Source organism: Endomicrobiales bacterium, from assembly GCA_023228045.1.
Lineage (GTDB): Bacteria > Elusimicrobiota > Endomicrobiia > Endomicrobiales > JALOBY01 > JALOBY01.
Window position 1 is genome coordinate 20,171 of sequence record JALOBY010000012.1, and the last position, 25,480, is coordinate 45,650.

A 25,480-nucleotide genomic window follows, 5' to 3' on the forward strand; every position below is an offset into this window, starting at 1 on the left:
CTAAGCAAGACACTAATATTTTCTATCAACAACATAATCAGCAAGAGCCATTAAAAAATCTGCCTTACTGCCAAGTTTGCTAAGCTCTATTTTCGCTTGCGCAACTAATTTTTTTGCCTCTAAAATTGATTTGTCAACGCCGTAAAGTGTCACAAAAGTGAGTTTATTGTTTTTAGCATCACTGCCAGATTTCCCAAGCAATTTCTTATTAGCAACAACATCAAGAACATCGTCGGTAATTTGAAAAGCAAACCCTATTTTATAACCATAATTATTTAATGATGCAATTTGTTTTTGATCAGCTCCGGCAAGTGTTGCGCCTACAACTAAACTTGCCGCTAACAAAGCTGCGGTTTTATTTTTATGAATTAGCTCAAGGTGGGTTTTTAATACTGTTTTACTTTTTTATTCCAAGCACCTGCTTCTAATGTATCTTTTAATTGACCAAAAACCATTCCATTACTACCAGCGGCATTTGAAAGAACCTCTATTGCTTTAGTAACACGCTCAACCGGTAAATTTTTTGCGCATGAGGCAAGCAGGCCAAAAGCATCTGTAAGCAGAGCATCGCCTGCAAGAATTGCGGTTGCCTCATTAAATTTTTTGTGAAGTGTTGGCTTACCGCGGCGTAAATCATCATTATCCATTGACGGCAAGTCATCGTGAATTAACGAATAAGTGTGTATAAACTCTATTGCGCAAGCGGCAGGAAGTGCTTTTTTTATTGACAAGGCAAAAATTTTTGCAGCCTCCAATACAAGGACAGGGCGCAACCGTTTGCCACCCGCACTTACCGCATACCTTATTGCGCAATCAAGAATATCATTCCCCTTAGGCAGGAACTGCGGCAAGCACCTTTCAAAGGCGAGCATTTTTAACTTTAATTGTTCATTAAAGTTCATCTGAGCTCTCCTGCTGAGAATATGCGGCTCTTTCTTTAGCGGAAAATTTAGTTTTTTTAACTTTATCACCGTTAACGCTAATCATTTCAATTTTGTTTTTTGCATCTTGTAAAGTTTTTGTACACAAGCGCGCAAGAGCAACACCTTTTTCAAACAGTTCAATTGACCGTTCAAGCTCGGTCGCGGGACTTTCTAATTCTTCCACTATTTTTTCTAACTCACTAAGAGCATCTTCAAACTTAATTTTACTTTTCATTTTATTGCACCTCAATTTCTTTAACTTCGGAAACAAAACTACCGTTTGATAAACGAACATTAACCCTATCGCCTAAACTTAACAACTTAATATCCTTTAGCGGGTTTTGTGATTTTTCATTTGTACAAAACGCATACCCTCTGCCTAAAACTGACAATGGCGAAAGTAAATTTAATTTTTCACTTAAGCTGCCAAAACCAACAACTTTGCTATCAAAAATTCTCTTTGACGAGTTTTCAATCCTGCCAAAAAACTCGTCAGTGCGTTGCTGGTAATTAAACAAAAGTTCTTGAGGGTTTTTAAGGTACCTGCAATTTTTAGCGGTCGCAAGGCGATAATTGATATTTTCAACTTTATTTGACAAAGCAAATGTTATTCTATTCTTTAAGGATGCAAATTTTTCTATTACCTCAACATTGTTTTTAACCACTAATTCTGCCGCGGCAGAAGGCGTTGGAGCACGCATATCAGCAACAAAATCTGCAATTGTAAAATCTGTTTCATGGCCAACACAAGATACTATCGGAATTTTTGAAGCACAAATTGCACGGGCAACAATTTCTTCATTAAATGCCCACAAATCTTCCTGCGCTCCGCCACCTCGCCCAAGCAAAATAACATCTGTTTCCTGAAAATGTTTGTTCAGTTGTTCTAAAGCATAAACAATTTCATGCTTTGCATTTTTGCCTTGCACTTTTACTGGATAAAACAAAATATTCACACCCATAAACCTGCGGTTAATTACAGAAAGCATATCGTGCAAAGCGGCACCTGCGCTAGATGTAACAATGGCTATTGTTTTAGGAAACTGCGGAAGTTTTCTTTTTCTTGATTGGTCAAACAGCCCCTCTTTTTGCAAGCGATTTTTTAGCTGTTCAAATGCAACAGCTTGTGCCCCTGCTCCAGATGGCTCAATATAAAATGCCAAAAACTGGTATCTGCCACTCTTTGGGTAAAGTGATATTTTACCATTGGCAATAATTTTTAACCCATCTTCTAAAGCGAACCTTAGTGCTTTTAACGACGCACTAAAGCACACAGCTGAAATAGTGGATTGGTCATCTTTTAATGAAAAATAGGCATGGCCTGATGGGTAAATTTTCAAATTAGAAATTTCGCCCTCAAGCCATATTTGTGGATATGTGTCTTCAAGAACACAACGCAGTTCAGTGTTGATTTCCGTTACGGAATAAACCTTTCTGCCGTCACTAATCATAGTTTCAACTTTGCAATGTAATGCTCTTTATAGAAATTGCATGGCCGCTTTTATTATCTATTTCAATAAGGCAGCCCTGCATAAATGCCGGTGTTTCTGATATAATAAAATGTTGCGGCAGTCCTGTAAGAAACTTTTTAAAAACAGCATTTTTGTCCATTCCAATAACGCCTCCAGCAGGGCCCGTCATACCAGCATCTGTAATATAAGCCGTACCGTTTGTAAGTATTTTGGCATCTGCGGTTTGTATATGGGTGTGCGTACCAAGTACAGCAGAAACCCTTCCGTCAAGATATAAACCCATAGCAACTTTTTCAGATGTGACCTCCGCGTGAAAATCAACAAGTATGTTTTTTGTTTGTCCTAAAAACTCATTTAACAAGGCGTCTGCCTTTGTAAAAGGATCATCGGTAAGAGGCATATATATGCGGCCCATTAAGTTTATAACGGCAAGTTTTTGCCCGTTTACTTCATAAACACCATGGCCCTTGCCCAAAACACCTAAAGGGTAATTGGCAGGCCTTAAAACGCGTTCATCACCAAAAGCATCAGCAGATTCTTTGCGGTCAAAAGCATGGTTACCTGAAGTTATAACATCTACACCACAAGTAAAGAGCTCTCTTGTTATCTCCCTTGTAATACCCTTGCCCCCGGCCGCATTTTCAGCGTTGACTATGGTAAAATCAGGGTGATAATCATTTTTTAGCCTGCCAATATTTTCTGCAAACATCTGCCTGCCTGAACTGCCAACTATATCCGCTATAAAAAGGATTTTCATTTATTTTGCCACATCCTGGGCGCGCACTTCACGAATTACAGTTACTTTTATTTGACCGGGGTATTCAAGCTCTTGTTCTACTTTTCTTGCAATGTCCCTTGCAAGAATTTGGGCTTCCTGGTCATTAACATCTTCCGGTTCTACAAGTATTCTAACTTCTCTTCCTGCCTGAATTGCATAAGCACTTTCTACGCCACGAAATGATTTTGCGAGTTTCTCAAGATTCTCTAAGCGCTTAAGATAATGCCCCATCGACTCTTTTCTTGCGCCAGGCCTTGCCGCAGAAATTGCATCTGCCGCGGCAATTATAAATGCCTCCACGCTTTCAGGAACAGCAAAACCTTCGTGATGAGAAAGAATTGCGTTAATCATTTTAGGTGACTCACCATATTTTTTTGCAAAATCGGCCGATATTTGGTGATGTGTGCCTTCCATTTCATGGTCTATTGCTTTACCAATGTCATGCATTAATGCCGCTTTTTTAGAAAATGCAATATCGGCACCTAACTCTCCGGCTATTGCACCTGCAAGCCATGTTACTTCTAATGTATGCTGTAACTGATTTTGACCGTAAGAAGTTCTGTATTTAAGTTTTCCCAAAAGTTTAAGAATTTCAGGGTTAAGGCCCGTCACCCCGGCTTCAAGTGCTGCCTGCTCTCCCACTTCACGCAGGTTTGTTTCCATATCACTTTTAACTTTATTTACAACCTCTTCAATTCTTGCTGGGTGAATTCTACCATCAGCAATAAGGCGTTGAAGAGAAATTTTCGCAATCTCCCTGCGTACACCGTCAAAAGCCGAAATTGTTATTGCTTCAGGGGTATCATCAATAATCAAATCAACACCCGTTGCCTGCTCAAATGCCCTTATGTTTCTACCCTCTCTGCCAATAATTCTGCCTTTTATTTCATCATTTGTAATTGGTACAGATGATACGGTTATTTCTGCCGTATGCTCCGCGGCTACCCTTTGTATTGCTATAGAAAGCACTTCTTTTGCGCGTTTATCAGCTGTTTCTTTTGCTTCCTGCTCTATTTTTTTAACAAGTATTATTGCGTCTTTTTTCTGTTCATCTTCATACGACTGCATAAGTATCTTTTTGGCCTCTTCCGCACTCATGCCAGATATGCGCTCAAGTACTTTACGCTGTTCTTCACGCGCAAGAACCAGTTGTTTTTTCTCCTCTTCAAGGGATTTTTCTAAGGCAACTAATGTGCGTTCAAATATAGTTAGATCGCGCTCTTTTTTATCTAGTATTTCAAGCTTTCTGTCTAAAGTTTCATCTCTTTGATTTAAGCGCCTTTCTGTTGCCTGCAGTTCTTGGCGGCGTTCGCGCGTTTCATTTTCAAATTGTTTGCGCTCCCGTTCCATTGTTTCGCGAACTTCCAGCATACCCTCTTTCTTTTTGCTATCGACAGCAGCTACAGCATCTTTTAATAACTGTTGAGCCTTTACTTCCGTTGACTTCATGTGCATCTTGCCATAAATAAAGCGCGCTAAATAACCAACAACAATACCAACTACTAAACCAATCAACATCATAGAATAAACATTCATTTAGACTTCCTCTTTTAATTTATTAAACCCTATTGCAAACTCCGGGTTACAGAAACTACTTTCTCTTCCGTTAATAAAACATTAACGGACACATCAAAATATTCTCTTGGCACAAACTCAACAACCGCAAAACTGTAAGCAAGACCAACACTAACCGTAAAGTCGTTTGTGGCAAGAAAACGATCGTAATAGCCATGCCCAAAACCAACCCTGTAACCGCATTCATCAAAAGCTATTGCCGGAACAAAAACAATATCAAAATGTTTAACCGCACTTCTTTTTTTAGCATCACTTTTCGGCTGATAAATGCCATAAGGGCCTTTTTCTAACACATCACACTTTGCATTAAATTCAAGTGCTTTAAGTGTTTTTGATTTTTCATTTATGCAAGGCAAAAACACTCTCTTACCTAAATTTAACGCTTTTCTAATCATACTTTTTGTATCAACTTCACATGGCATGGAACAATAAAACATTACTGTTTTTGCTTCTTTAAAGAAATCCAAATTAAAAAGTTTTGACGCAATGGCGGCACTTTTTTGCTCTACTTCAGTCGCAGTCAACTCATTTCTGCGTTTAAGAATTATTTTTCTTAACTGCGCTTTTTGCTCGCCAATACTCAAGACGCTTTTTGATTTCTTTTTCATAACCATTTTCCGTAGGTTCAAATAATACTTTAGGATCCGGCCAATACTCTTGGGCAACAAAAGCGCCTTCGTAATCGTGCGGGTAAAGATAATTAGCGCCATGCCCAAGTTTTTTGCCGTCAAGGTTAGCATCTTTTAAATGTATGGGAACTGCTCTTGACGGATTTTTTTCCACTTCTTCAAATGCCTTTTCACCTGCAAGGTAAGCCGCATTAGATTTTGGCGCCGTGGCTACATAAACTACTGCTTGCGCTAATGGGATTCGCGCCTCTGGCATACCTAAAAATTCAGCTGCTTTAAATGCACTTATAGCAACAACAAGCGCGTTTGGGTCTGCATTGCCCACATCTTCACTTGAACAAATAACAACCCTGCGAGCGATAAAACGCGGATCTTCGCCGGCAGATAACATTTTAGCCATCCAATAAAGAGCCGCATCGGGGTTAGAACCGCGCATTGATTTGATAAATGCCGATATATGGTCGTAGTGACCATCACCAGATTTATCATAAAGCAACGGTTTTTTTTGTATCGACTCTTTTGCCACAGACAAATCAAAAACTGCCGCTTGAGCATTGGCGTTAAGGGTTGAAAGCACACCAATTTCTAAAGCATTTAAAAGCCGCCTGGCATCATTTGCACAACCAGAAAGCAAATGCTCTTTTGCCTCATCAGTAATATTTATGTTAAGTGCTCCAAAACCATTTTGCTTGTCGCTCAAAGCATGCATTAATATGCCTTCTAAATCATGCTTTTGCAAAAGTTTAAACTCAAAGACAGTTGAGCGCGAAATAAGCGCCTGATTTACATAAAAATAAGGGTTTTCTGTAGTTATGCCTATAAGTGTTATAGTTCCTTTTTCCACATCGGGCAAAAGCGCATCTTGCTGACTGCGGTTAAAGTGATGAATTTCATCAACAAGTAAAATTGTTTTTTTGCCATCAGCCTGGCGTAAGCGCGCGCGGGCTATGGCTTTTCTTATATCATCTACCCCTGCTGTAACCGCATTCATCTGCTCAAAAGCAGATTTTGTTTTATTGGCAATTATTCTAACCAGCGCACTCTTGCCGGAACCCGGAGGGCCAAAGAAAATTACTGAATTTAACCTATCGGCCTCAATCATTCGCCAAAGCAGGGAACCCTTTGCCAATATTTGAGTTTGACCAAAATACTCCTCAAGTGTTTTTGGCGACATTCGTAAAGCAAGCGGCGCAAAAATCTTGTCTGAATTTTTTTTAGAAGTAGAAAAAAAATCAATTTGGTCCATAAAAATAAAAAACCCCACGTTGCCGTAATATTTAATAGTTTGAAGTCCCGTTATTTAGTGGGTGCTTGGAGCAGCGGCAATAAAGCCGTAGCTACCATTTTGCTCCCCTTTAAGGAACCTGTGGCCTCAAACTAATTAAACATACACCAACAACGCAGGGATAAATACACACAAAGCAATGCTTTTATGTTGAAATTGCCCTATCAAGCATTGTAATTAACTCTTCGGTTTTTTTATCCATTATTCCAGAGGTTACTTCTTTTGTGTTCTTTAAGCGGAACAGCTCTTCTGCAATACTTAACGCCGCCATAACCGCAAGTTTCTGGGTGTCTACGATGTTGGTGTCTCTTTTTAGCTCATTAATCTTATCTTCAACATACCGTGCTATTGGGGCAATAAAAAGCTCATCACCCGGAAGGGTGTCAACCTCATACTCAAAACCTAAAATTTTAACAATAACTTTTTCCATAGTTTAAAGCTTAAGTACATCAATCTTTTTTAAAACCTTTTCTACTTTTAAAATTAAATTTCTTTTTTCTTCTTTCCAAGAAGCACTTTGAGCAAAAACCAACCTGTTCCTTTCGTTATCCTCCTGTTGGAAACGAAGTTCAGCGTATAATTTCTCTTTTTCTGCATTTAACTGGTTAATCTTTCCTACAGCTAGTTTTACTTTTGTTTCTAACATATCTATTTTATTCATTTGTAGTTTAATTTTATAACAAATGCCAATAGGTGTCAAATTTAATAAGACATGAAAAAACAGAATGGGAAAAGGATAGAGTTAAAGAAGTTCTTTAGGAAATATATTATCCAGGCAAAGAATAGAGGCAGGGTCAAGTTGTTTTTTAAAAATTGATAGTTCTTTCATGCCATTTTCGCCAATCATTTCTGATAAAAATAAGTGTTTTAATTTACCAACACCATGCTCCGCGGAAACAGTGCCGCCAAGAGATATGGCTTTTTTTACCAGGCGTAAATAAAGCTCTTTACTTTTTAAATACTCACCTTGTGTTTTTGGCAAAATGTTTGCATGCAGGTGGCTTTCACCTATGTGCCCAAATACTAACCATTGCATAGCACAAGAACCAAATTGAGCATAATAAAACTCTAACATTTCAGCAAATGACTTATCTGGAACCGCTATATCTGTGCCGACTTTTGGAAGTTTATTTTTTGCAACTATCTCATTTACTTTTTCAGGCAAGCTATGGCGCATTTGCCTGAATGTTTCCTGTACAGACGATGTTGATGAAGAAAACCATACATCATCTATAGATGCGCCCGATTCTTCAATTAATTTTGCCCACTGCACACTTATAAGCGCTTCGTCTTGTATTTGTGTATCTATTTCCTGTTCAAAAAAGATTGCGGCATCGGCATAGGTAGGTATTAAGGGATATGAACTTATTAGCAAACCAAGGGCATTTTTATCGTAATACTCTAAAGACATAGGCTCAATTTGGTTTTTATCCGAACTCTTTGAAGTGTTTTTAGCATTCTCAACAAACTTCCATGATTGGCGCATATCTTTAAAAAAAACAACACCGCCAATGAGTTTGTTTTTTTGTGGCAAAAGCTTTAGCTCTACCTCTGTTATAACACCAAGAGTCCCCTCTTGACCTATAAAAATATCTACAGCGTCTACAGGATTGTTATTGTAATAACCAGCGGCGTTTTTAATTTGAGGCAAGGTGTACTTTGGAAGCGTAACACTTATTGTTTTACCTGAAAGTGTTGACAATTTAAGCTGACCATTCTTATCGGATATATACTGACCCCTGGTTAAATTAAGAACTTCCCCATTTGATAAAACAACTCTAACTCTAAGCACATGATTTCGCGTAGGACCATACTTTAAACCCCTGCTACCAGAAGCATTTGTGGCTAAATTACCACCGATGCTTGAGTTTTGTTCGGTTGGGTCTGGCGCAAAAATACAACCAATAGCTGCGGCTGTTTCTTTTATTGTTTTAACACTTACTCCTGACTGAACAGTTATTGTATGGCGAATTATATCAATGTTTAATATTTTATTAAGCAACTCCATTGAAAGCACAAAACCACCAAAAGGAACTCTCCCACCTGTCACTCCTGTACCGGCACCTGAAATGGTAACAGGTGTTTTAGATTTGCTTGCTTCAATTAAAAAATAAATTACATCTTTTTCCGACTCAACTAAAACAACTGCATCGGCGAAACCATTTGTTATGCCGGAATAATCTGAAAAATAAGATTTTATTATGTCTTTGTCTTTTTTATAAATCATTTATATTTCCCTTATTAAATTGCATTATTGCGGTCAAAATTAGTTGTCATGCCCGTGAAAACGGGTATCAAAAGTTTCTTGAATCATTGTGAATGGATTCCCGCTTAAGCTTGCCCTCGAGTGTTTTAATCGGGGGACATTCGGGAATGACGGACCTTTTATTTTGCTAACTATACTCTCCCACTTTGGCTGATAATGAATGAGCATTTTGTGGAGGTTTCGGCGAGGACTGTCTTAGCCCGCCAACAAAGTGGCGAGTTCCACAGCCGCCAAAAAAATGCGAATGAATAGCCATCGTGGGTGCATTTCTTTTGGTTACTTTTCTATTGGCAATAAAAGAAAAGTATCACAGGGATGCAGGGGCAGGATAGCCCCGCGGTTTTAATCAATTTTGTAATTGTATGACTTGCCTAAAAAATTACATATATAAATTTTATCTTAAAGAAGCGCCAAACTTTTTGGAAAGCATATCTATGAGGGATGAAACCTGTGTGTTGATTTCCTGGTCTGTAAGAGTTTTTTCAGCACTTCTAAAAGAAATTCTAAATGAATAACTTATTTTATCTTGCCCAAGCTTTTCATCTGTATAAACAGAAAAAAGGTCAAGGGAATCAAAATTACTTTGACCTTGAAACTTCTGCACGATAGCCGAATTTATTTCTGAAAACGCTACATTCTTATTTACAACAATTGAAATGTCGCGTTTTACGCAAGGGAAACGTTTGATACCTACATACTTTATCGCTGAATCTTTTACAAAATTTTTTAATATGTCCAAATCTATTTGAGCATAAAGAACTTCATTTTTTGTTTGAGTAATTAAATCCGGCCTTAAAACACCAAAACTTCCAATTAAAGTATTATCAACAAATATAGAGGCGGCTTTTCCAGGGTGGAAATTAGATGGTAAATTTGAGTTGGTGAATGTAATCGCAGAGTTACTAACATTGCCCAATAGTTCTGAAATCAAACCAGATAAATAATAAAAATCCATATTTAATGTGACTCTATTTTTTTCAAAACCCCACCACTCATCAAATACTTTTCCACTTAAAAGTATTCCAAGATGATTTCTCTCACTATCTTTTAAGAAAACTTTTCCAAACTCAAAATATCTAAATGACGAGAGACCTTCAGAAATATTCAGCGAAAAGTTTCTTAAAAGACCCTCTAAAAGAGTTGACCTTAGAACTTCATTTTCTTTTGATAAAGGGTTTGGTACAAACTCAAATGCATCAGCTCCGATGTCGTTTAGTCTTTTTTGAGTAGTAAAGCTGTAGTTCATTGCCTCAGAAAAACCAAAAGAGAGAAGTTTATTTCTAAGCAAAACTTCTGTTGTAACAATAGGCAAACCGCTAAAGCTTATCAGTGCATTGTTAGTTGGTATTTTATCGTAACCATAAATTCTGGCTATTTCTTCAATTAGGTCTGCTTCTTGCGATATATCATTTCTCCACGATGGGACAACAACACTAATTACACCACCATCTATTTTGGCCTTAATACCAAAGGCATTAAGAATTTCTACACTATCTTTTATAGGTATGTCAACTCCAAGGAGTTTTGTAATTCTTTGTGGCCTAAGTGTTAAAGTTACTGGAGTAAATTTATTTTTTATGCAGTCAACACTGTCAGTTATTACGCCACCTGCTATATCCACTATCAATTTTGCCGCACGCCTTAAAGCAAGCTCGCAAACTTCAAAAGAAACACCTCTTTCAAACCTGTAAGAAGCATCAGTTGAAAGTGCATTTTTTTTAGATGTTTTACGCACCATACCAGAATTAAAGACCGCACTTTCAAGAATTATTTTTTTTGTTGAATTTGTGACTCCGGAACTTTCCCCGCCCATAACACCAGCTATCGCAAGTGGTTTTAAACTATCTGCTATTATAATATCTTCCTTAGTTAATAAGTACTTTTTACCATCCAATGCAGATATGCTTTCACCATCAAGCGCATTTCTAACAATTATATTTTCGTTACTTACAACCGAAGCATCAAAGGCATGGAGTGGTGGCCAAGCTCAAACATAACATAGTTTGTTATATCCACAATGTTGTTTATGCTTCTAACTCCACATTTTTCAACTCTATCAGAAAGCCATTTAGGTGATTTTGCAACGCAAACATTGTCTATGCTAACACCCATGTACCTTGAACAGATGGCAGAATCATTTATTTTAACGGAGAGTTTTTTAGACGAGAATTTAAATTCTTTAACATCTGGTTTGTCTATTTTTTTCTTTAACTTTGCAGCAATTTCTCTTGCTATACCGCTATGGCTTAAACAATCCGGCCTGTTTGTTGCTATTTCAACTTCTAGTATCGCATCTTTTTCAATAACATTGTTTATATCAACCCCAAGAGGTTGATTTGGGTCTAAAACCATTATGCCTTCAGATTCCGACTTTAATGCAAGTTCCTTTTCGGAACAAATCATACCCTGAGATTCTATTGAACGAATTTTTACTTTTTCAATTTTAAAATCACCAGGCAAAACAGCACCAATTAAAGCTACGGCAACAACTTGGCCTTGTGCCACATTTTTTGCGCCGCAAACAACCGAATATTCACTTGTTCCATCTGTTAAACGACACAAAGTTAATTTATCGGCATTTGGATGAGCAATAACCTCTAAAACCTTAGCAGTTACAACACCAACCCATTTTGGGCTATCCATTAAAACCTTTGACTCTATACCTTGCAACATTAGCATTTCGGCAAGCGCTTTTGGCTGGTAATCAAAATTAACATGGCCTTTTAGCCAGTTGTAGGATATTTTCATAGTTTGTTAAATTGTTTTAAGAACTGATAGTTATTTTCATAAAGCAGGCGCATATCGTCTATTGAATACTTTAACATACAAAACCTTTCAACACCTATACCAAACGCAAAACCAGAATATTTTTCGGGGTCTATATTAACTGCCTTAAGCACATTTGGGTGTACCATTCCACAACCAAGCACTTCAAGCCAACCTTCATTTTTACAAATTCTGCAACCTTTGCCACCGCACATAATACACTGTACATCAAGTTCCGCAGATGGTTCCGTAAATTGAAAATGAGATGGCCTAAAGCGAACATTATACCCAGAAACAGAAAAAAACTGCCTTACAAAAGAGGTAAGTACACCTTTTAAGTCGGCAAAGGTTACATTTTCATCAACCAATAGACCTTCCACCTGATGAAAAATAGCGCTATGGGTTGCATCGGTTGCTTCGTTTCTGTAAACCCTGCCTGGCGCAATAATTTTAATTGGCGGAGTCTTTTTTTCTTTCATTACACGAATTTGAACTGGTGATGTGTGTGTTCTTAGAAGGCGTTTTTGACCTTCAAGCTCACCAGAAAGGTAAAATGTATCTTGAGTGTCCCGCGCCGGATGGTTTTTAGGAATGTTTAGCGCCTCAAAATTATACCATTCATTTTCAATTTCCGGGCCAAGCGCGACCTCAAAACCCATAGCTTCAAAAATTGATGATATATCCTGAAGTGTTTTTCTTAACGGATGAGTTATTCCCTTTAAAAAAGGAAAACCTGGCAAGCCGACATCAATTTTTTCGGCCGCAAGCTTTTCTTTAAGTTTAACAACTTCAATTTCATTTATTTTTGACTGAATTAGTAACGCAATCTCTTCTTTTAGTTGATTTGCACTCTCACCAAAAACCTTTCTTTCTTGCACGGGTATTGTTGAAAGCGTACGAAGAAGTTCCGTTATAAAACCACTTCTACCCAAGTAAGAAATCTTGATTCTTTCAAGCTCTGCGTGGGTGGATGCGGTTTTTAACGCTTCTAAGACATTGTTTCTAATAGTTTTTATTACTGTCATTGTAATTTTTAGGCAACTACTTTTACATTTGCATCTTTTGCTATTTGTGCAATGTTTGTAAATGCCGCTGGGTCATTTACTGCAAGTTCTGCAAGCATTTTTCTATCTACTAATACATTAGCTTTTTTAAGGCCTGATATTAAGCGGCTGTATGACAAACCATTTTCACGGGCAGCCGCGTTTAAGCGCACTATCCATAAAGACCTAAAATCGCCTTTTCTGTCTTTTCTATGTTCATAGGCAAAAACCAAAGATTTTTCTATCTGCTGAATTACCATTCTCCAGCGATTTTTCTTTGTGGCGTAATAGCCCTTTGCCATTCTAAAGTACTTTTTTTTGCTTTGCCTGGTTGCAACTACACTTTTTGCTCTCATCTTTTTTCTCCTAATTTCGCGTCCCGCCCATCGGCGGGACTTAGTATTCACTTCGTTCATACTTGGTTTGGCTAATATGATTTCGCCAAACCGCTCTACAAGGGAAAACCTATGGTTTTCCCGTTTCGTCGTCGCTTGTCCCGCCAACGGCGGGACTGCGCTGAACCCTTTCTTAAGTTGTAAAAAGATCATTTTATTGCGTCTCGCCTGTCTGCGGACTTAGTCCGCCTGCGGCGAGACATTGTATTTCACTTCGGTTTGAAACAACATTTTTAATTGGATAAGTTTAAGCGTATGGAATAAGTGCTTTTATTAGTTTTTCATTCATTTTGTTTACTATTGTTTGACGACGAAGTTTTCTGCCATTGCTTGACTTCATACCTGTCATTAAATGTCTCAAACCTTGTTTTTTGTGTGCAACTTTACCACTTTTTGTTACTTTAAAACGTTTTTTTGCTCCACTGTGTGATTTTATTTTAGGCATTTAAAGCCCTCCATTTAACCCGGATTTTGCATTGGTTCTCAAACCTATTGCAAAGTTCGGGTTTGATTATTTTTTAGGTGCAAGGTGCATTATTAATCTTGTACCAAACATTAACGGCGACCGTTCTACAACCGCTATATCTAAAAGTGATGCTTTTATCTTTTCTATTAAGGCAGTACCTAACTCCCTGTGTTGCATTTCTCTGCCCATAAATATTACGCTGATTTGCACTTTGTCTTTCTTTTCAAGAAACTCTCTGGCATGTTTAATTTTTATTGCCAAATCATGTTCACCAATTTTTAAGCGAACTCTTATTTCCTTTAGATGTACAATTTTTTGTTTCTTTTTTGCTTCTTTGGCTTTCTTATCCATTTCATATCGAAACTTCGTAAAGTCATCTACTTTGCAAACTGGAGGTGTTGCCGCTGGGGCAATTTCAATTAAATCAAGCCCTCTTTCTTGTGCTAATGCCAAAGCCTCGTTAATAGTTTTAACACCAATTAAACTTCCATCAAAATCCACTAAGCGCACTTGCGGCACTCTAATTTGATGATTGATTCTAAGTTTTCTATCTACGGTAATCCCCCTATTGTCCAAACGGACAGTTTAATAAAAAAAGGATGGCATAATAACGCCATCCTTGATATACGCTTTTACCTTTTTCCACAATTATCGGGTGAAGGTGAGCCAAGTTGGCCACTTCTTTTATTGGTAATGAATTTAGACAGGTGCAGTGTAGCAAAAGCCGCCAGTATTGTCAAAACTATGTACAATATGTGGCAATAACTTTCAAAAGAATTATAAGGCAATTAACCAGATATTCCTCTAAACATTATCATTGTTTATGTGGCGGAACCCGCACCTTCATATTCTTCATCCACTCAGAAAAATTGACGAGCCCATATGCACTTATAAGAACATAGAACGGAATTATTGGTATTTTGTAACGGGAAACTCCTATCACGCCTGTGCAAAGACTAAAATATACAATTATTGCCATTAAAACAGCCCATGAAAAAAAATCCTTTCTGATCATTTTCAATGACCCTACAACCGCAAATAAATATACGAAAAAAAGATACAACGCTATAACCAGTCCTATTCCAATTTCATAGATATTTTTATTCGCGAAAAACCATCTAATCATTTCGAAATAATTATTAAATGAACAAAAATCATATTTCTTTTCTGTTTTCTTTATTCCTAACATATCACAGGTCTGAGATGCCGTCAGATTGGCAAACATATTAACGATACCCACACAATGGCGTTTAAAATATGTCCATGGATATTTGTGAATATACTCTACGGCAAGCTCTTTATATATCTGCGATTGCATCATAGGGTTTTCTATTTTTTCTATCCCTCTATCCTGTGCTCGCTTATAGAATTCATCGGAGACTTCCTCATATGTTTTGCCCGTCCTTGCAACCTCAGTATATATCGTGTTGAAATGGAGATTGTATCCGGTTATATGCGAAACGGCAAAAACCCCATAATCGTGATAATTTCTAACCATCCAAAAAGATATTATGAAAAAAAATGCCACAGTTATACATATTATCGCCTTTGATTTAATTCGAAACATGATTTTTCTATCCAGAAGCATGATAATAATGTATACAAAAATAAAATACTGGGCAATTGGTCTGACCAAAACAGCTATCCCAAGAAATAAACCAGCAAAAAGCACATACCACAGCTTCCGTTCTTTAAGCCAATAGACAAAACTGGTAATTGAGGCCAGAAACACAACAGTAAACAAAATATCTGCAAGCAAATAAGAACAATACATAATCATATGGGGGTCAATCGCGCACATAAAAGTTGCAATGAGGGATATTTTGGAACTTTTAAAAATAATGTTCCCCAGCATAAAAACCAATAGCAGACCTAATATATTAAGCACTATCTGAAATAAAAGGACTACCCACGGTTTTACGCCGAAAACACTATATACACTAGCAATAAAAAGAGGGTATCCTGGAGTTCTGAACGCATCATAAAATTCGTCAGGAGACGCGATTATTTTGTTTTGCACAATATTAACCGCATATTCATGATATGTAATAGCGTCACTAACAATAATTTTTTCTTTTTCAATGATTGGGTCCCAAGGTTTCGCAGCCATAAAAAATGAAAGCCGCAATAAAAACCCAACTAGGATAATTGCCACAAGAATAATGTGTGTTTTTTTAAAGTATTGTATCAGAGTGCTTTTCATGATTTGTTATGGTGTACTTTAAGAATGCCAAAAAACCCCTTTATTTCTTCCATAAACTGATGATAGGTGCGAATCTGCAACAACCTCCGCAATATGATACGGGGCCGCATATAAAAATTTTTATGTACGATATTATAATAATACTGCAATCGTTCTTGGCTAATAGTCGGCAAATTAAGATTCAATTCGGACATATTATATTTTGACCAATCAAGATCTGAGAGATATCCATTATCTTTTGCCCAACAAAAAAGTTCTGTCCCTGGATATGCGGTCGTAATATTAAAATGGACCTGGTCAGGGTCAAGTTTGAAAGCAAAATCAATTGTCTTTCTGATCGTTTCTTCATTCTCTCCGGGATTTCCTAACATAAACGATGCTCTGGTATTTATGCCGACTCTCCTCGCTTTTTTTACCATTTCAATTACTTTTGCCAAGTCAATATTTTTCCGTATGTTTTTTAAAATTGTCGGGTCCGCACTTTCCACGCCGAATAGAATCAAATGACATCCAGCTTTTTTCATAATTCTCATCATATCTTCATTAATCAAATCAACACGAGTAAAACAGGACCAACTGATATTTAGTTTACTTTTGATCAATTGATCGCACAAACCGGTAACTGTATCATGAAATGCCGTAAAAGCATCGTCATAGAAAGCAATTTCCATAATACCATATTCCCGATGCAGCAGTTTTATCTCATTAAAAATATTTTCAGGAGAACGCTTCCGTACCTTACCTTGGAATGTTCGATAACAGAATGTACATCTCCCGGGACATCCGCGCGTTGCAAAAATACTCATGGCTGGAAGCTGCCTATAAGATCCAACCGCGGGAAAATACTTTTTCATTGGAAGCAAATGATACGCAGGCGGAGGGATTTCGTTAATATCTGCTATCAATGGCCGTTCGGCATTATGAACAATGCGACCATCTTTCTTGTAAGATACCCCGAGAATTGTTTCTATCGCTTTACCCGATACCAGCTCCAACATCGTCATTTCACCTTCTCCACGCACAACTATATCAACACACGCATTAGACAACACATCATCGGGCAAAACAGTTGGATGCACACCCCCGAAAATAATTGTTGTTTTAGGAGATATTTTTTTACATATCTCTGCAACCTTAAGCGCATGTGTGATGAGTGGGGTTGTAGATGTTATGCCAATAAATGCGGGAAATGACTGAATGTCAAATAGTCTTTTTTCAATAGCGAACAGTCCAAGCTTTTCAGCCGTACAATCAAGAATAGAAACCGCATACCCATGTTTTTCAAGACAACTTGCAATATAGGCAATTCCTAAACTCGGAAGACAACTGCCGATGTTTTTCCAGAAATTACTTTTTGATTCAATTATCCATGGAGGATTAATAAGCAACACATCATTTTTCATAGAAAAATTCTATACTTAAGCAATATCCAAACCGCCATAAGCCCATCTCTGAGCCTGATTTTCTTTCCTTCCTCAAATTTCCTCGGATTGTATGAAATAGGCACTTCAACTATATGTATTTTTTTTCGCAATAATTTTGCGGTTATCTCCGGGCAAAATTCAAATCGTTTGCTTTGCAGATCAATACCACGAAGCACAGCCGTTCTGAAAACCTTGTAGCCCGTTGCTTCATCTGTTAATTTTGAAAAATACAACATATTCGTAAGAAAGGTAAGGAAAATACCGCCAATAGCATACGATAAATACGAAATTTTATGTTGCTTTTTCAACATTCTTGAACCATAAACTACCTGTATGCCATTATCATTAAACGGCTGTAATAACCCCTCGTAATCATTCGGATCATATTCTAAATCCGCATCTTGTATGATAACGATATCTCCCGTTACAAACTTTAACCCCTCTCTGATTGCCACTCCTTTTCCTCTATTTGACGGCAACCGCTTGAGTAATATTTTTTGATGATCCCTTAGAATGCCTTCAGCTTTTTCATAGGTTTCATCACTGGAACCATCATCAACGACTATGATCTCAGATATTTCCGGACGATCACAGACCTTAAGCAATATCATTTCAATGAATTTTTCTTCGTTATATACGGGTATGATAACCGATACTTTTGACTTTACAACACTCATTTGATTCTTCCTATATATTTCTTAACTGTTGAGAAAACCCATTGATAATAGTTCCATGATTCCTTCTGTGAATCTATTATCATTGATAAACCGCTTGGTTTAGCTTTTACCATGCTTATTTTTTGAATTATCCTTCTTTCTTGTCCATCTTATCCAATATGTCTGTGATATTTGTCAAAATTACTTATCAAAACTACTTTCTTTCTTCTATAATTTTATTCGCAAATTCTATAAATTCTTCTATTGATTTAACACCAAGGTCTTCGCCATTGCGGGCACGAATGGCTACTGTATTTGCTTCCATTTCTTTATATCCTACAACTAAAAGATATGGGGTTTTACTAAGTGTTGCTTCTCTAATTTTAAAACCGATTTTCTCATTTCTATCGTCAACTTCAGCTCTAAAACCTGACTTATTAAGTTTGTCTAATATAGATGTTGCATAGGCACTTTGATCGGTAGTTATTGTTAAAATTGAAACCTGAACCGGAGCAAGCCACAATGGAAAAGCACCTGCATAGTGTTCAATAAGGATACCGAAGAAGCGCTCCAGCGAGCCCAGAAGCGCGCGGTGAATCATATACGGGCGTACTTTTTTACTGGTCTGGTCTACATATGTCATATCAAAACGGTCAGGCTCGTTAAAATCAAATTGGATAGTGGAGCATTGCCATTCGCGATTAAGAGCATCTTTTATCTTAATATCTATTTTAGGGCCGTAGAAAGCGCCGCCGCCTTCGTCAAGCGTACAGGTAAGGCCTTCAGCTTTAACAGCTTCTTCAAGCGCTTTGGTAGCATCGTTCCAAAGTGCTACATCGCCGACTGATTTTTCTTTAGGTTTTGTGGCAAGATAAACGGCAAATTCTTTGAACCCGAACGCGTTGAGCATGCTCAAACAAAATCTCAGTACCCGGCGAATTTCATCTGGCATCTGGTCCGGGCGACATATAATGTGTGCATCATCCTGCGTAAATCCGCGGACACGCATAAGACCGTGCAGCACTCCGCTTTTCTCATAGCGATAAACAGTGCCGAGCTCAGCCCAACGCAGAGGCAGGTCGCGATAGGAGTGGAGCGAACTTTTATAAATCATTATGTGGAATGGGCAGTTCATGGGCCTGGCGAAATAATCATCTCCATCAACTTCCATAGGGGCATACATGCTCTCTTTATAGAAATCAAGGTGGCCGCTGGTCTGCCAAAGGTTTGCTCGGCCAATGTGTGGCGTATAAACTATATCATAACCATTTTCTATATGTTGGGCACGCCAGAAATCTTCAATTATCATACGGATTTTGGCACCCTTTGGATGCCAGAGAATAAGGCCAGGACCAACTTCTTCAGCTGTGGAGTAGAGGTTAAGTTCCCTGCCAATTTTACGGTGATCGCGTTTTTTTGCTTCTTCAAGCGTAAATACATATGCTTCAAGTTCTTCTTTTGTGCTAAAAGCAGTACCGTATATGCGTTGAAGCTGTTCGCGTTTTTCGTCGCCGCGCCAATAAGCGCCCGCAAGTGAGAGTAGTTTAAAGTGCTTAATGCCTGATGTATAAGGTACATGAGGGCCGCGACACAGGTCTACAAAATTGCCAGATTTATAAAAAGTTATTTCGCCGTCCGCTATATCATTTAATATCTCAAGTTTATATTTTTCCCCACGAGAAGAAAAATACTCCTCTGCCTCTTTTTTGCTTATAGGAGTACAGACAAACTTGTCATTATTTTTTGCCAGCTTACGCATTTGAACTTCAATTTTTTCTAAGTCATCAGGAGTAAATTTGGTTGGACGGTCAAAATCGTAGTAAAAACCATCGTCAATTGACGGGCCAATTGCGACTTTTGTTTCAGGAAATAACTCTACAACCGCGGCTGCCATTAAATGTGCAGTGGAGTGTCTGAGTGTGGAGAGTTCTATAGGTTTTTTTTCTGACATAATTTTAGTTTGGTGCCCGGTAGAGGACTCGAACCTCTGACCCCTTCCATGTCAAGGAAGTACTCTAACCAACTGAGCTAACCGGGCATTATTAATAAATATTTAAGGCGTGGGTCGGAGTTGAACCGACGAATAAAGGTTTTGCAGACCTCTCCCTTAACCACTTGGGTACCACGCCGATATAAAAAAAGATGATATTAAAATACCCCGTCAATTGTCAATTTTTAAGTCGCAAGAACTTTTTAACTGCGGTGCTTAAAACCGACTCATTTGCCAACTCTTTTATCAATTTTATTTTCTCTTTTGCGGATGCTTCACCCTTAGAAATTAACAAATCAATTTTATCAAAAGAAGTCCATTTATAGTTTTTCACATCAGCAGAGATTACTACATTTGCCTCTTTAAGCAATAAGTTGTTAAGTAAGATAGCAGATATGTATTTTGAACGAGCTAATGTTTCCCCTGCCTTTTCCAAATTTGCGTTTTTGGTTACCTTGCCTTTTACATCAATACCAACTATCAATTGCGCACCCATTCTTTTTATAGCAGGCACAGGAGTTGAACCAACATAGCCGCCATCGTTGCAAAGAAATCCGTTTATACGCACTGGAGGAAATATACCGGCTATGGAGGAGGATGCCAAAACTGCATCGCGCAAACGGCCGCAAGTTAGATACACCGGCAAAGCATTTTCCAAATCTGTTACAACTATGCACAAAGGTATTTGAGTTTGTAATATATCTATATCGGGTATTAACTCATATACTGGTTCTTTTAGTTTTTCTAAAGAAAATAACGAGTATTGAGTTTCTTCAACATAGTGCAGATAACCCTGCTTAATAAACTCTTTCGCGTTTGATACAAACGACTTTTGATTGTTTTGCTTATCGGAAAATATACGCATTTTTGCCTGAGGTATGTATTTTGATAGCACCGTTTTAATTTTTTGCTCAACATTTGCGATGTTTGGATCTGTTGCATAACACGCGCTAACTATCGCACCCATAGACGCGCCTGCTAAATAAGATATTGGAACCTTTTCTTGTTCAAATACCTTTAGTACGCCAATGTGAGAAAGCCCCCTTGCACCACCACTACCAAGAGCAAGACCAATTTTTTTCATATAAATTAATCCTCAAAAGATTTAATAACCCAATTGTCCGCAAGCGGCACCAATATCTGCCCCTTTTGGTAAGCGCACAGCGGTAAATATATTTCGTTCCGTTAAATAATTATAAAAGTTTTCCACTGTGCTTAGGTCCGGTGCTTCATAAGTTCTACCAAGTGTTTTGTTATACGGTATTAAGTTCACCTTAACTTCAACTTTTTCTGTTTGATATTTTCTTAAAAGATCGGCAAGTTTTACTGCATCTTGTTTTGCATCATTAATATTTTTTATAAGAATATACTCAATAGTCAATGGAACTTTATTTTCTTCACAGTACGAAATACTAGACGACATAATATCTTCTATATCATTGTTTATTGCGGAAGGAATAATGCAATGCCTTTTGCGGTCATCGGCACTGTGAAGTGATATGGCCAAGCGCACGCCAGGCAATGCATTTTCAAACGACTTTATTTTTTCAACTATTCCAACTGTGGAAACTGTAATATGCTTTCTGCCTAAATTAAAACCTTTTGGGTCAGTTAAAGTTTTTATAGCAATCAGCAAGTTTGTATAGTTCATTAACGGCTCGCCGCTGCCCATAAACAAAACTCCAGATATGTGATGCCCTGTGTATTCTTCTATCTGCAAAACTTGTTCCAAAATTTCACCGCTTGAAAGATTTCTTACAAAACCATCTTTACCGGATGCGCAGAAAGCACAACCCATAGCACAACCAACCTGCGTAGAAATACAAACTGAAAACTTATCCTTTGCTGGCAAAAAAACTGCAGAAACGCAATTACCATCTGAAAGAAGGAAATCAAAGCGTTTAGTCGCATCTATTTTTGAATTGGATACTTTAGCGATGCCCATTGAACGCAGCAAAAAATTACCTTCTAATGCGTGCCTTAACTCCAAAGGTATATTTTTAAAATCTGCAAATGAATTCGCTTTTTTATCATATATCCATTGTAATAATTGTCTTACACGGTAAGTTTCAAAATTACCATGCAAAAGAAATTCTTCTAATGCAAATTTGTCGTAATCTAATATCAACTTCCTCATTTACAATACTCTCCTAAGCGATGCTGCAAAAAAACCATCCATATTGTGTATGTGTGGGTATGACCTAAAATAACCTTCTTTGGTAACAAACTGAGCAAACATTTTATTTTCACCTATGTTTTGGACAACAAAGTTTTTATTTTTATTCAAAAAGTGCGAAACCACGGCTTCATTTTCTTCCGGTTCCGTTGAACAGGTTACATAAAGTAACTGCCCGCCAACTTTAAGCATCTTTGCCGCACTTTCAATAAGTTCTTTTTGCAATTTCGGAAATTTTACAATAATGTCATCTTGTGTTTTATTCCACTTAATGTCGGGTTTCCTTCTCAAGGTTCCAAGACCGCTACAGGGAGCATCTAACAAAACCTTATCAGCATTTTGAATTTCAACACTTAGAGCATCAGCAATTTTAAACTCAATATTATTTGCCAAAACTATTTTTGCCGTTTCTCTTGCCTTAGCAATTTTTTGCGCAGATGAATCTATAGCGATTATTTTTGCCTTTGAAAGTTGTGATAAAAATATACTTTTAGTGCCACTCCCGCAACAAACATCAACTATAAAATCACTATCGTTAGCTTGAAGTAAAAGACAAACTAACTGAGAAGCTTCGTCTTGAACAAAAATATTTTTTTGGTCAATGCCAGTTATTGATGCAAGCTCTGGCGGCTTTTCAACATTTAAACCATACGGACTGTATTTGCATAGCGTAGCATTGTAGCCTTGACTATTTAGTTCTTGTAATACAAACTCAGGTGTTGACTTATGCTGATTTATCCTTAAAGTTAGATCTGGCGATATATTGCAAGCGTTTATAAGTTTAATTGCTTCTTCTTTTGAAAACCTTTCAAACCAGCGCTCAATTAACCATTCTGGAAATGAATACTCAATAGAAGCTTTAAGAAGCGCATCATCGGGCAATTTAATCGTATCTTTTTCTCTTAGATATTTGCGAAGTAACGCATTTACTAACTTGCCCGATGTTTCTGACACGCCTATTTTTGCGGCCTCAACACTCTCAAATATGGCGGCGTAAGGTGCAACTCGTTGCGATGCATAAATCAATTGAGACAAACCAACAAGAATAATGTTTTTAAGTAACTTAGGCGTTTTTTGCGGATTATTAAGCAGTTTGTTTGCAAACCAGTCAAGTGTATTTAAATGCCGAACCACACCCCAAACAAGAAAACGGACAAAACCTTTATCGGAAATATTTCTATCTGAGTTTAACTCTTTTGATAGCAATGCAGAAAGATTTGCTTTTGCAGGTTTAAACTTTGTAAGAATTTGCGCCGCTTGAAGTCGTGAATTTTGTTTTAATTTAATTGCGTGCATTAAATTTCATCTAATTTAATTGTTTCTAAGTGCTCTATTCTTTTTTCTACTGGTGGATGCGTAGAAAATAACGACATTAATGTGCGTGAATTAAAAGGACTTACAATAAACATATGCGCTGTTGTCGGGTTTATATTCTCCCCATAGCGAGCGGCAGGAGCAGAAATTTTTCTTAACGCACTGGCAAGTGCCAAAGGTTTATGTGAAATTCTGGCACCTGTTGCATCGGCCTCAAACTCTCTTGAACGAGATACAGCCGCCTGAATAAGCATTGCAGCAATTGGAGCGATAATTCCAACAAAAAGCAACATAATCAAACGGAAATTACCACTTTGACGGTTATTGCCTCCAAACATTGCTCCCCACTGTGCAAAGCGAGCAAGCATAAAAATCGCGCCTGCCAATGTTGCAGCTATAGAGCCAATTAGTATGTCGCGATTTTTAACATGGGAAAGCTCATGCGCAAGCACACCAAGAAGCTCGTCTTTTGTTAGCATTTCTACAATTGAGTTTGTAACTGCAACCGACGCATTTTGTGGGTTTCTGCCTGTTGCAAAAGCGTTTGGCATAGGGTTTTCTACTATATAGAGCTTCGGCATTGGTATACCTGCATTTTGAGTGAGTTTTCTTACACCTTCAAAAAGCCATGGCATCTGGCTTTCCTCCAGCGGTTTTGCCCTGTACATTGCAAGCACAATTTTATCTGAAAACCAATAAGACACAAAGTTCATAACAGCGGCAAAAAGGAATGCTATAACCATGCCACTTCTTCCGCCGACAAGCATACCAATTGCAACTAGCAATATGGTCATTAACATCATCAAAAAAACTGTTCTAAAAATATTCATTTCATACCTCCGAAAATCTTTTCTACGCTTTCATATTGTTCAAAAATAAAACCCAATGGAATTTTGTTGTTAATTGCAAAAATGTCCGCGCCGACAACAACTTTGTTTGCAGGGTGCACTGTTTCTATAAGCAATGCGCCAAGACCACAAGCAATAACAATCCCCTTTTTAGGCAAAATACTGATAAGCTGGCCGCAAACAAAATTTTCGCCAATTGGCCCGGTAAATATTTTTGCGCCAATAACTTTAAATGTAGTTGTTTGAGCGTTTAGCACCATTGCAGTGTGAGCACTAGGCCAAGGGTTCGTGCCACGGATTAGGTTTAAAATATCTTGAGCATTTTTTTGCCACTTTATAAAACCATCAGATTTTTTTAGCGAGTGGGCAACCGTTACAGTGCCCTCTTGCTTTATGCCCGCACAGTCGCCTTTCTTTATTTTATCTAATGTTTCATGCATAACTTCTATGCCAAGTGTTGTTAATTTTTCAAAAAGTTCTTTTGCACTATCTTGAGGTAAAACTGACATTTCCTTTTGCACTAAAACTGGCCCGCTGTCTAATGTTTTTTCAAGCCAGAAAGAAGAAACTCCTGTTTTACTTTCCCCATTTATTAATGCCCACTGAACCGGAGCCGCTCCGCGGTATTTTGGCAACAGCGAAAAATGTATGTTAAAGCAACCATATAACGGAATGCTAAAAACACTCTGAGGTATTAACTTACCATAAGCCACAACCACACCGACATCAGGCTTGAAATTTTTAATTATTTTTACATCTTCATTCGACAATTTTTCCGGCTGATAAACAGGCAAAGAAAGCTTTAAAGCGGCGGTTTTAACGGCCGAAGCGGTAAGCATAAGCTTTCTTCCTTTGGGTTTATCGCTCTGTGTGAAAACACAAAGAACGGCTTCAGTTTTTGTAGCATCTTTTAAAAAGTTTGCGGCTACTTCAGGTGTTCCAAAAAAAATAATTCTAAGTTTTTTATTTACCATTTATTCTCTTGCTTTCTTATTTCTATTTCTTTTTTAACTTCCTGCCTTTGAAGCGGTGGCAAATTGTCTAAAAGCACTTTGCCATTTAAATGATCTATTTCGTGTTGCAATGCCCTGCTGAGCAACATATCTTGGGCATCTACTACAAAAACTTTGCCGTTTTCGTCTAAAGCGCGAACACGCACAAATTTAGCACGTTTTATTTTTCTGTAAATTCCGGGAAAAGAAAGACAACCCTCTTCTGCGTGCGATACCCCTTCGCGTTTTTCTATTTTAGGATTTATAAAAACCATAGGG

Annotated in this window: 23 protein-coding genes, 2 tRNA genes, 1 other RNA gene and 2 pseudogenes; all 28 read right to left on the bottom strand. The window is 37.7% G+C overall.

Features of this window, described 5'->3' with window-relative positions; translation table 11 throughout:
* Positions 1–12: 12 nt before the first annotated feature.
* Positions 13–872 (bottom strand): annotated as a pseudogene (locus M0Q46_03860) (polyprenyl synthetase family protein).
* Positions 873–891: 19 nt separating this feature from the next.
* Complete coding sequence (locus M0Q46_03865; protein MCK9582744.1) at positions 892–1,158, bottom strand: exodeoxyribonuclease VII small subunit; 267 nt, start codon at positions 1,156–1,158, stop codon at positions 892–894.
* 1 nt (position 1,159) lies between these two features.
* A complete protein-coding gene (gene xseA / locus M0Q46_03870) occupies positions 1,160–2,374 on the bottom strand; it encodes an exodeoxyribonuclease VII large subunit (GenBank protein MCK9582745.1) in 1,215 nt (404 codons plus the stop codon).
* A gap of 4 nt (positions 2,375–2,378) precedes the next feature.
* Positions 2,379–3,152, bottom strand: a complete 774-nt coding sequence (locus M0Q46_03875) for a TIGR00282 family metallophosphoesterase (protein MCK9582746.1) — start codon at positions 3,150–3,152, stop codon at positions 2,379–2,381.
* On the bottom strand, positions 3,153–4,709 hold the full coding sequence (rny, locus tag M0Q46_03880; GenBank protein MCK9582747.1) for a ribonuclease Y: 1,557 nt from the start codon (positions 4,707–4,709) through the stop codon (positions 3,153–3,155).
* A gap of 29 nt (positions 4,710–4,738) precedes the next feature.
* Positions 4,739–5,356 (bottom strand): 5-formyltetrahydrofolate cyclo-ligase, encoded by a 618-nt coding sequence (locus M0Q46_03885; GenBank protein MCK9582748.1) that lies wholly within the window; start codon positions 5,354–5,356, stop codon positions 4,739–4,741.
* Entirely contained in the window at positions 5,286–6,623 is a 1,338-nt protein-coding gene (locus tag M0Q46_03890) for a replication-associated recombination protein A (protein ID MCK9582749.1), read from the bottom strand. Before M0Q46_03890 ends, M0Q46_03885 begins: the two co-directional genes overlap by 71 nt.
* A 7-nt stretch (positions 6,624–6,630) precedes the next feature.
* Positions 6,631–6,787, bottom strand: a non-coding RNA gene (ssrS, locus tag M0Q46_03895) — 6S RNA.
* A 20-nt stretch (positions 6,788–6,807) separates the two neighbouring features.
* The gene (locus tag M0Q46_03900) at positions 6,808–7,092 is read right to left on the bottom strand and encodes a cell division protein ZapA (GenBank protein ID MCK9582750.1); all 285 of its coding nucleotides are present in this window, start codon (positions 7,090–7,092) and stop codon (positions 6,808–6,810) included.
* 3 nt (positions 7,093–7,095) lie between these two features.
* Entirely contained in the window at positions 7,096–7,323 is a 228-nt protein-coding gene (locus M0Q46_03905; protein ID MCK9582751.1) for a hypothetical protein, read from the bottom strand.
* 81 nt (positions 7,324–7,404) lie between these two features.
* The gene (locus M0Q46_03910) at positions 7,405–8,889 is read right to left on the bottom strand and encodes an FAD-binding oxidoreductase (protein ID MCK9582752.1); all 1,485 of its coding nucleotides are present in this window, start codon (positions 8,887–8,889) and stop codon (positions 7,405–7,407) included.
* A gap of 433 nt (positions 8,890–9,322) precedes the next feature.
* Positions 9,323–11,571 (bottom strand): annotated as a pseudogene (gene pheT, locus M0Q46_03915) (phenylalanine--tRNA ligase subunit beta).
* A 101-nt stretch (positions 11,572–11,672) separates the two neighbouring features.
* Complete coding sequence (gene pheS, locus M0Q46_03920) at positions 11,673–12,719, bottom strand: phenylalanine--tRNA ligase subunit alpha (GenBank protein ID MCK9582753.1); 1,047 nt, start codon at positions 12,717–12,719, stop codon at positions 11,673–11,675.
* Between the two features lie 8 nt (positions 12,720–12,727).
* Positions 12,728–13,093 (bottom strand): 50S ribosomal protein L20, encoded by a 366-nt coding sequence (rplT, locus tag M0Q46_03925; GenBank protein MCK9582754.1) that lies wholly within the window; start codon positions 13,091–13,093, stop codon positions 12,728–12,730.
* 286 nt (positions 13,094–13,379) lie between these two features.
* Positions 13,380–13,577: a 50S ribosomal protein L35 gene (rpmI, locus tag M0Q46_03930; protein MCK9582755.1), complete on the bottom strand. Its 198-nt coding sequence runs from the start codon at positions 13,575–13,577 to the stop codon at positions 13,380–13,382.
* Positions 13,578–13,643: 66 nt separating this feature from the next.
* Positions 13,644–14,174, bottom strand: coding sequence for a translation initiation factor IF-3 (infC, locus tag M0Q46_03935; GenBank protein MCK9582756.1), 531 nt, complete (start codon positions 14,172–14,174; stop codon positions 13,644–13,646).
* Positions 14,175–14,412: 238 nt separating this feature from the next.
* Positions 14,413–15,801, bottom strand: a complete 1,389-nt coding sequence (locus M0Q46_03940; GenBank protein MCK9582757.1) for a glycosyltransferase family 39 protein — start codon at positions 15,799–15,801, stop codon at positions 14,413–14,415.
* A complete protein-coding gene (locus tag M0Q46_03945; GenBank protein ID MCK9582758.1) occupies positions 15,798–17,204 on the bottom strand; it encodes a B12-binding domain-containing radical SAM protein in 1,407 nt (468 codons plus the stop codon). The genes M0Q46_03940 and M0Q46_03945 overlap by 4 nt, the downstream gene beginning before the upstream one ends.
* Complete coding sequence (locus tag M0Q46_03950) at positions 17,201–17,902, bottom strand: glycosyltransferase family 2 protein (protein MCK9582759.1); 702 nt, start codon at positions 17,900–17,902, stop codon at positions 17,201–17,203. Before M0Q46_03950 ends, M0Q46_03945 begins: the two co-directional genes overlap by 4 nt.
* A 193-nt stretch (positions 17,903–18,095) precedes the next feature.
* Positions 18,096–19,832 (bottom strand): threonine--tRNA ligase, encoded by a 1,737-nt coding sequence (gene thrS / locus M0Q46_03955; GenBank protein ID MCK9582760.1) that lies wholly within the window; start codon positions 19,830–19,832, stop codon positions 18,096–18,098.
* Between the two features lie 10 nt (positions 19,833–19,842).
* Positions 19,843–19,919, bottom strand: a tRNA-Val gene (locus M0Q46_03960).
* An 18-nt stretch (positions 19,920–19,937) separates the two neighbouring features.
* Positions 19,938–20,010, bottom strand: a tRNA-Cys gene (locus M0Q46_03965).
* A 39-nt stretch (positions 20,011–20,049) separates the two neighbouring features.
* Entirely contained in the window at positions 20,050–20,955 is a 906-nt protein-coding gene (locus tag M0Q46_03970) for a patatin-like phospholipase family protein (protein ID MCK9582761.1), read from the bottom strand.
* A gap of 21 nt (positions 20,956–20,976) precedes the next feature.
* Entirely contained in the window at positions 20,977–22,008 is a 1,032-nt protein-coding gene (gene rlmN, locus M0Q46_03975; protein MCK9582762.1) for a 23S rRNA (adenine(2503)-C(2))-methyltransferase RlmN, read from the bottom strand.
* Complete coding sequence (gene rsmB / locus M0Q46_03980) at positions 22,009–23,343, bottom strand: 16S rRNA (cytosine(967)-C(5))-methyltransferase RsmB (protein MCK9582763.1); 1,335 nt, start codon at positions 23,341–23,343, stop codon at positions 22,009–22,011. It lies immediately after the preceding gene.
* Positions 23,343–24,191, bottom strand: a complete 849-nt coding sequence (locus M0Q46_03985; GenBank protein MCK9582764.1) for a zinc metalloprotease HtpX — start codon at positions 24,189–24,191, stop codon at positions 23,343–23,345. Before M0Q46_03985 ends, rsmB begins: the two co-directional genes overlap by 1 nt.
* Entirely contained in the window at positions 24,188–25,183 is a 996-nt protein-coding gene (gene fmt / locus M0Q46_03990) for a methionyl-tRNA formyltransferase (protein ID MCK9582765.1), read from the bottom strand. The genes M0Q46_03985 and fmt overlap by 4 nt, the downstream gene beginning before the upstream one ends.
* A partial coding sequence (locus M0Q46_03995; GenBank protein ID MCK9582766.1) for a peptide deformylase occupies positions 25,177–25,480 on the bottom strand: 304 nt, incomplete at its 5' end. The genes fmt and M0Q46_03995, both read right to left, overlap by 7 nt.

Bases quoted from the DNA above. Each gene is read 5' to 3' on its own strand.
- M0Q46_03865 (MCK9582744.1), bottom strand. From the start codon at position 1,158: ATGAAAAGTAAAATTAAGTTTGAAGATGCTCTTAGTGAGTTAGAAAAA.
- xseA (MCK9582745.1), bottom strand. From the start codon at position 2,374: ATGATTAGTGACGGCAGAAAGGTTTATTCCGTAACGGAAATCAACACT.
- M0Q46_03875 (MCK9582746.1), bottom strand. From the start codon at position 3,152: ATGAAAATCCTTTTTATAGCGGATATAGTTGGCAGTTCAGGCAGGCAG.
- rny (MCK9582747.1), bottom strand. From the start codon at position 4,709: ATGAATGTTTATTCTATGATGTTGATTGGTTTAGTAGTTGGTATTGTT.
- M0Q46_03885 (MCK9582748.1), bottom strand. From the start codon at position 5,356: ATGAAAAAGAAATCAAAAAGCGTCTTGAGTATTGGCGAGCAAAAAGCG.
- M0Q46_03890 (MCK9582749.1), bottom strand. From the start codon at position 6,623: ATGGACCAAATTGATTTTTTTTCTACTTCTAAAAAAAATTCAGACAAG.
- M0Q46_03900 (MCK9582750.1), bottom strand. From the start codon at position 7,092: ATGGAAAAAGTTATTGTTAAAATTTTAGGTTTTGAGTATGAGGTTGAC.
- M0Q46_03905 (MCK9582751.1), bottom strand. From the start codon at position 7,323: ATGAATAAAATAGATATGTTAGAAACAAAAGTAAAACTAGCTGTAGGA.
- M0Q46_03910 (MCK9582752.1), bottom strand. From the start codon at position 8,889: ATGATTTATAAAAAAGACAAAGACATAATAAAATCTTATTTTTCAGAT.
- pheS (MCK9582753.1), bottom strand. From the start codon at position 12,719: ATGACAGTAATAAAAACTATTAGAAACAATGTCTTAGAAGCGTTAAAA.
- rplT (MCK9582754.1), bottom strand. From the start codon at position 13,093: ATGAGAGCAAAAAGTGTAGTTGCAACCAGGCAAAGCAAAAAAAAGTAC.
- rpmI (MCK9582755.1), bottom strand. From the start codon at position 13,577: ATGCCTAAAATAAAATCACACAGTGGAGCAAAAAAACGTTTTAAAGTA.
- M0Q46_03940 (MCK9582757.1), bottom strand. From the start codon at position 15,801: ATGAAAAGCACTCTGATACAATACTTTAAAAAAACACACATTATTCTT.
- M0Q46_03945 (MCK9582758.1), bottom strand. From the start codon at position 17,204: ATGAAAAATGATGTGTTGCTTATTAATCCTCCATGGATAATTGAATCA.
- M0Q46_03950 (MCK9582759.1), bottom strand. From the start codon at position 17,902: ATGAGTGTTGTAAAGTCAAAAGTATCGGTTATCATACCCGTATATAAC.
- thrS (MCK9582760.1), bottom strand. From the start codon at position 19,832: ATGTCAGAAAAAAAACCTATAGAACTCTCCACACTCAGACACTCCACT.
- M0Q46_03970 (MCK9582761.1), bottom strand. From the start codon at position 20,955: ATGAAAAAAATTGGTCTTGCTCTTGGTAGTGGTGGTGCAAGGGGGCTT.
- rlmN (MCK9582762.1), bottom strand. From the start codon at position 22,008: ATGAGGAAGTTGATATTAGATTACGACAAATTTGCATTAGAAGAATTT.
- rsmB (MCK9582763.1), bottom strand. From the start codon at position 23,343: ATGCACGCAATTAAATTAAAACAAAATTCACGACTTCAAGCGGCGCAA.
- M0Q46_03985 (MCK9582764.1), bottom strand. From the start codon at position 24,191: ATGAATATTTTTAGAACAGTTTTTTTGATGATGTTAATGACCATATTG.
- fmt (MCK9582765.1), bottom strand. From the start codon at position 25,183: ATGGTAAATAAAAAACTTAGAATTATTTTTTTTGGAACACCTGAAGTA.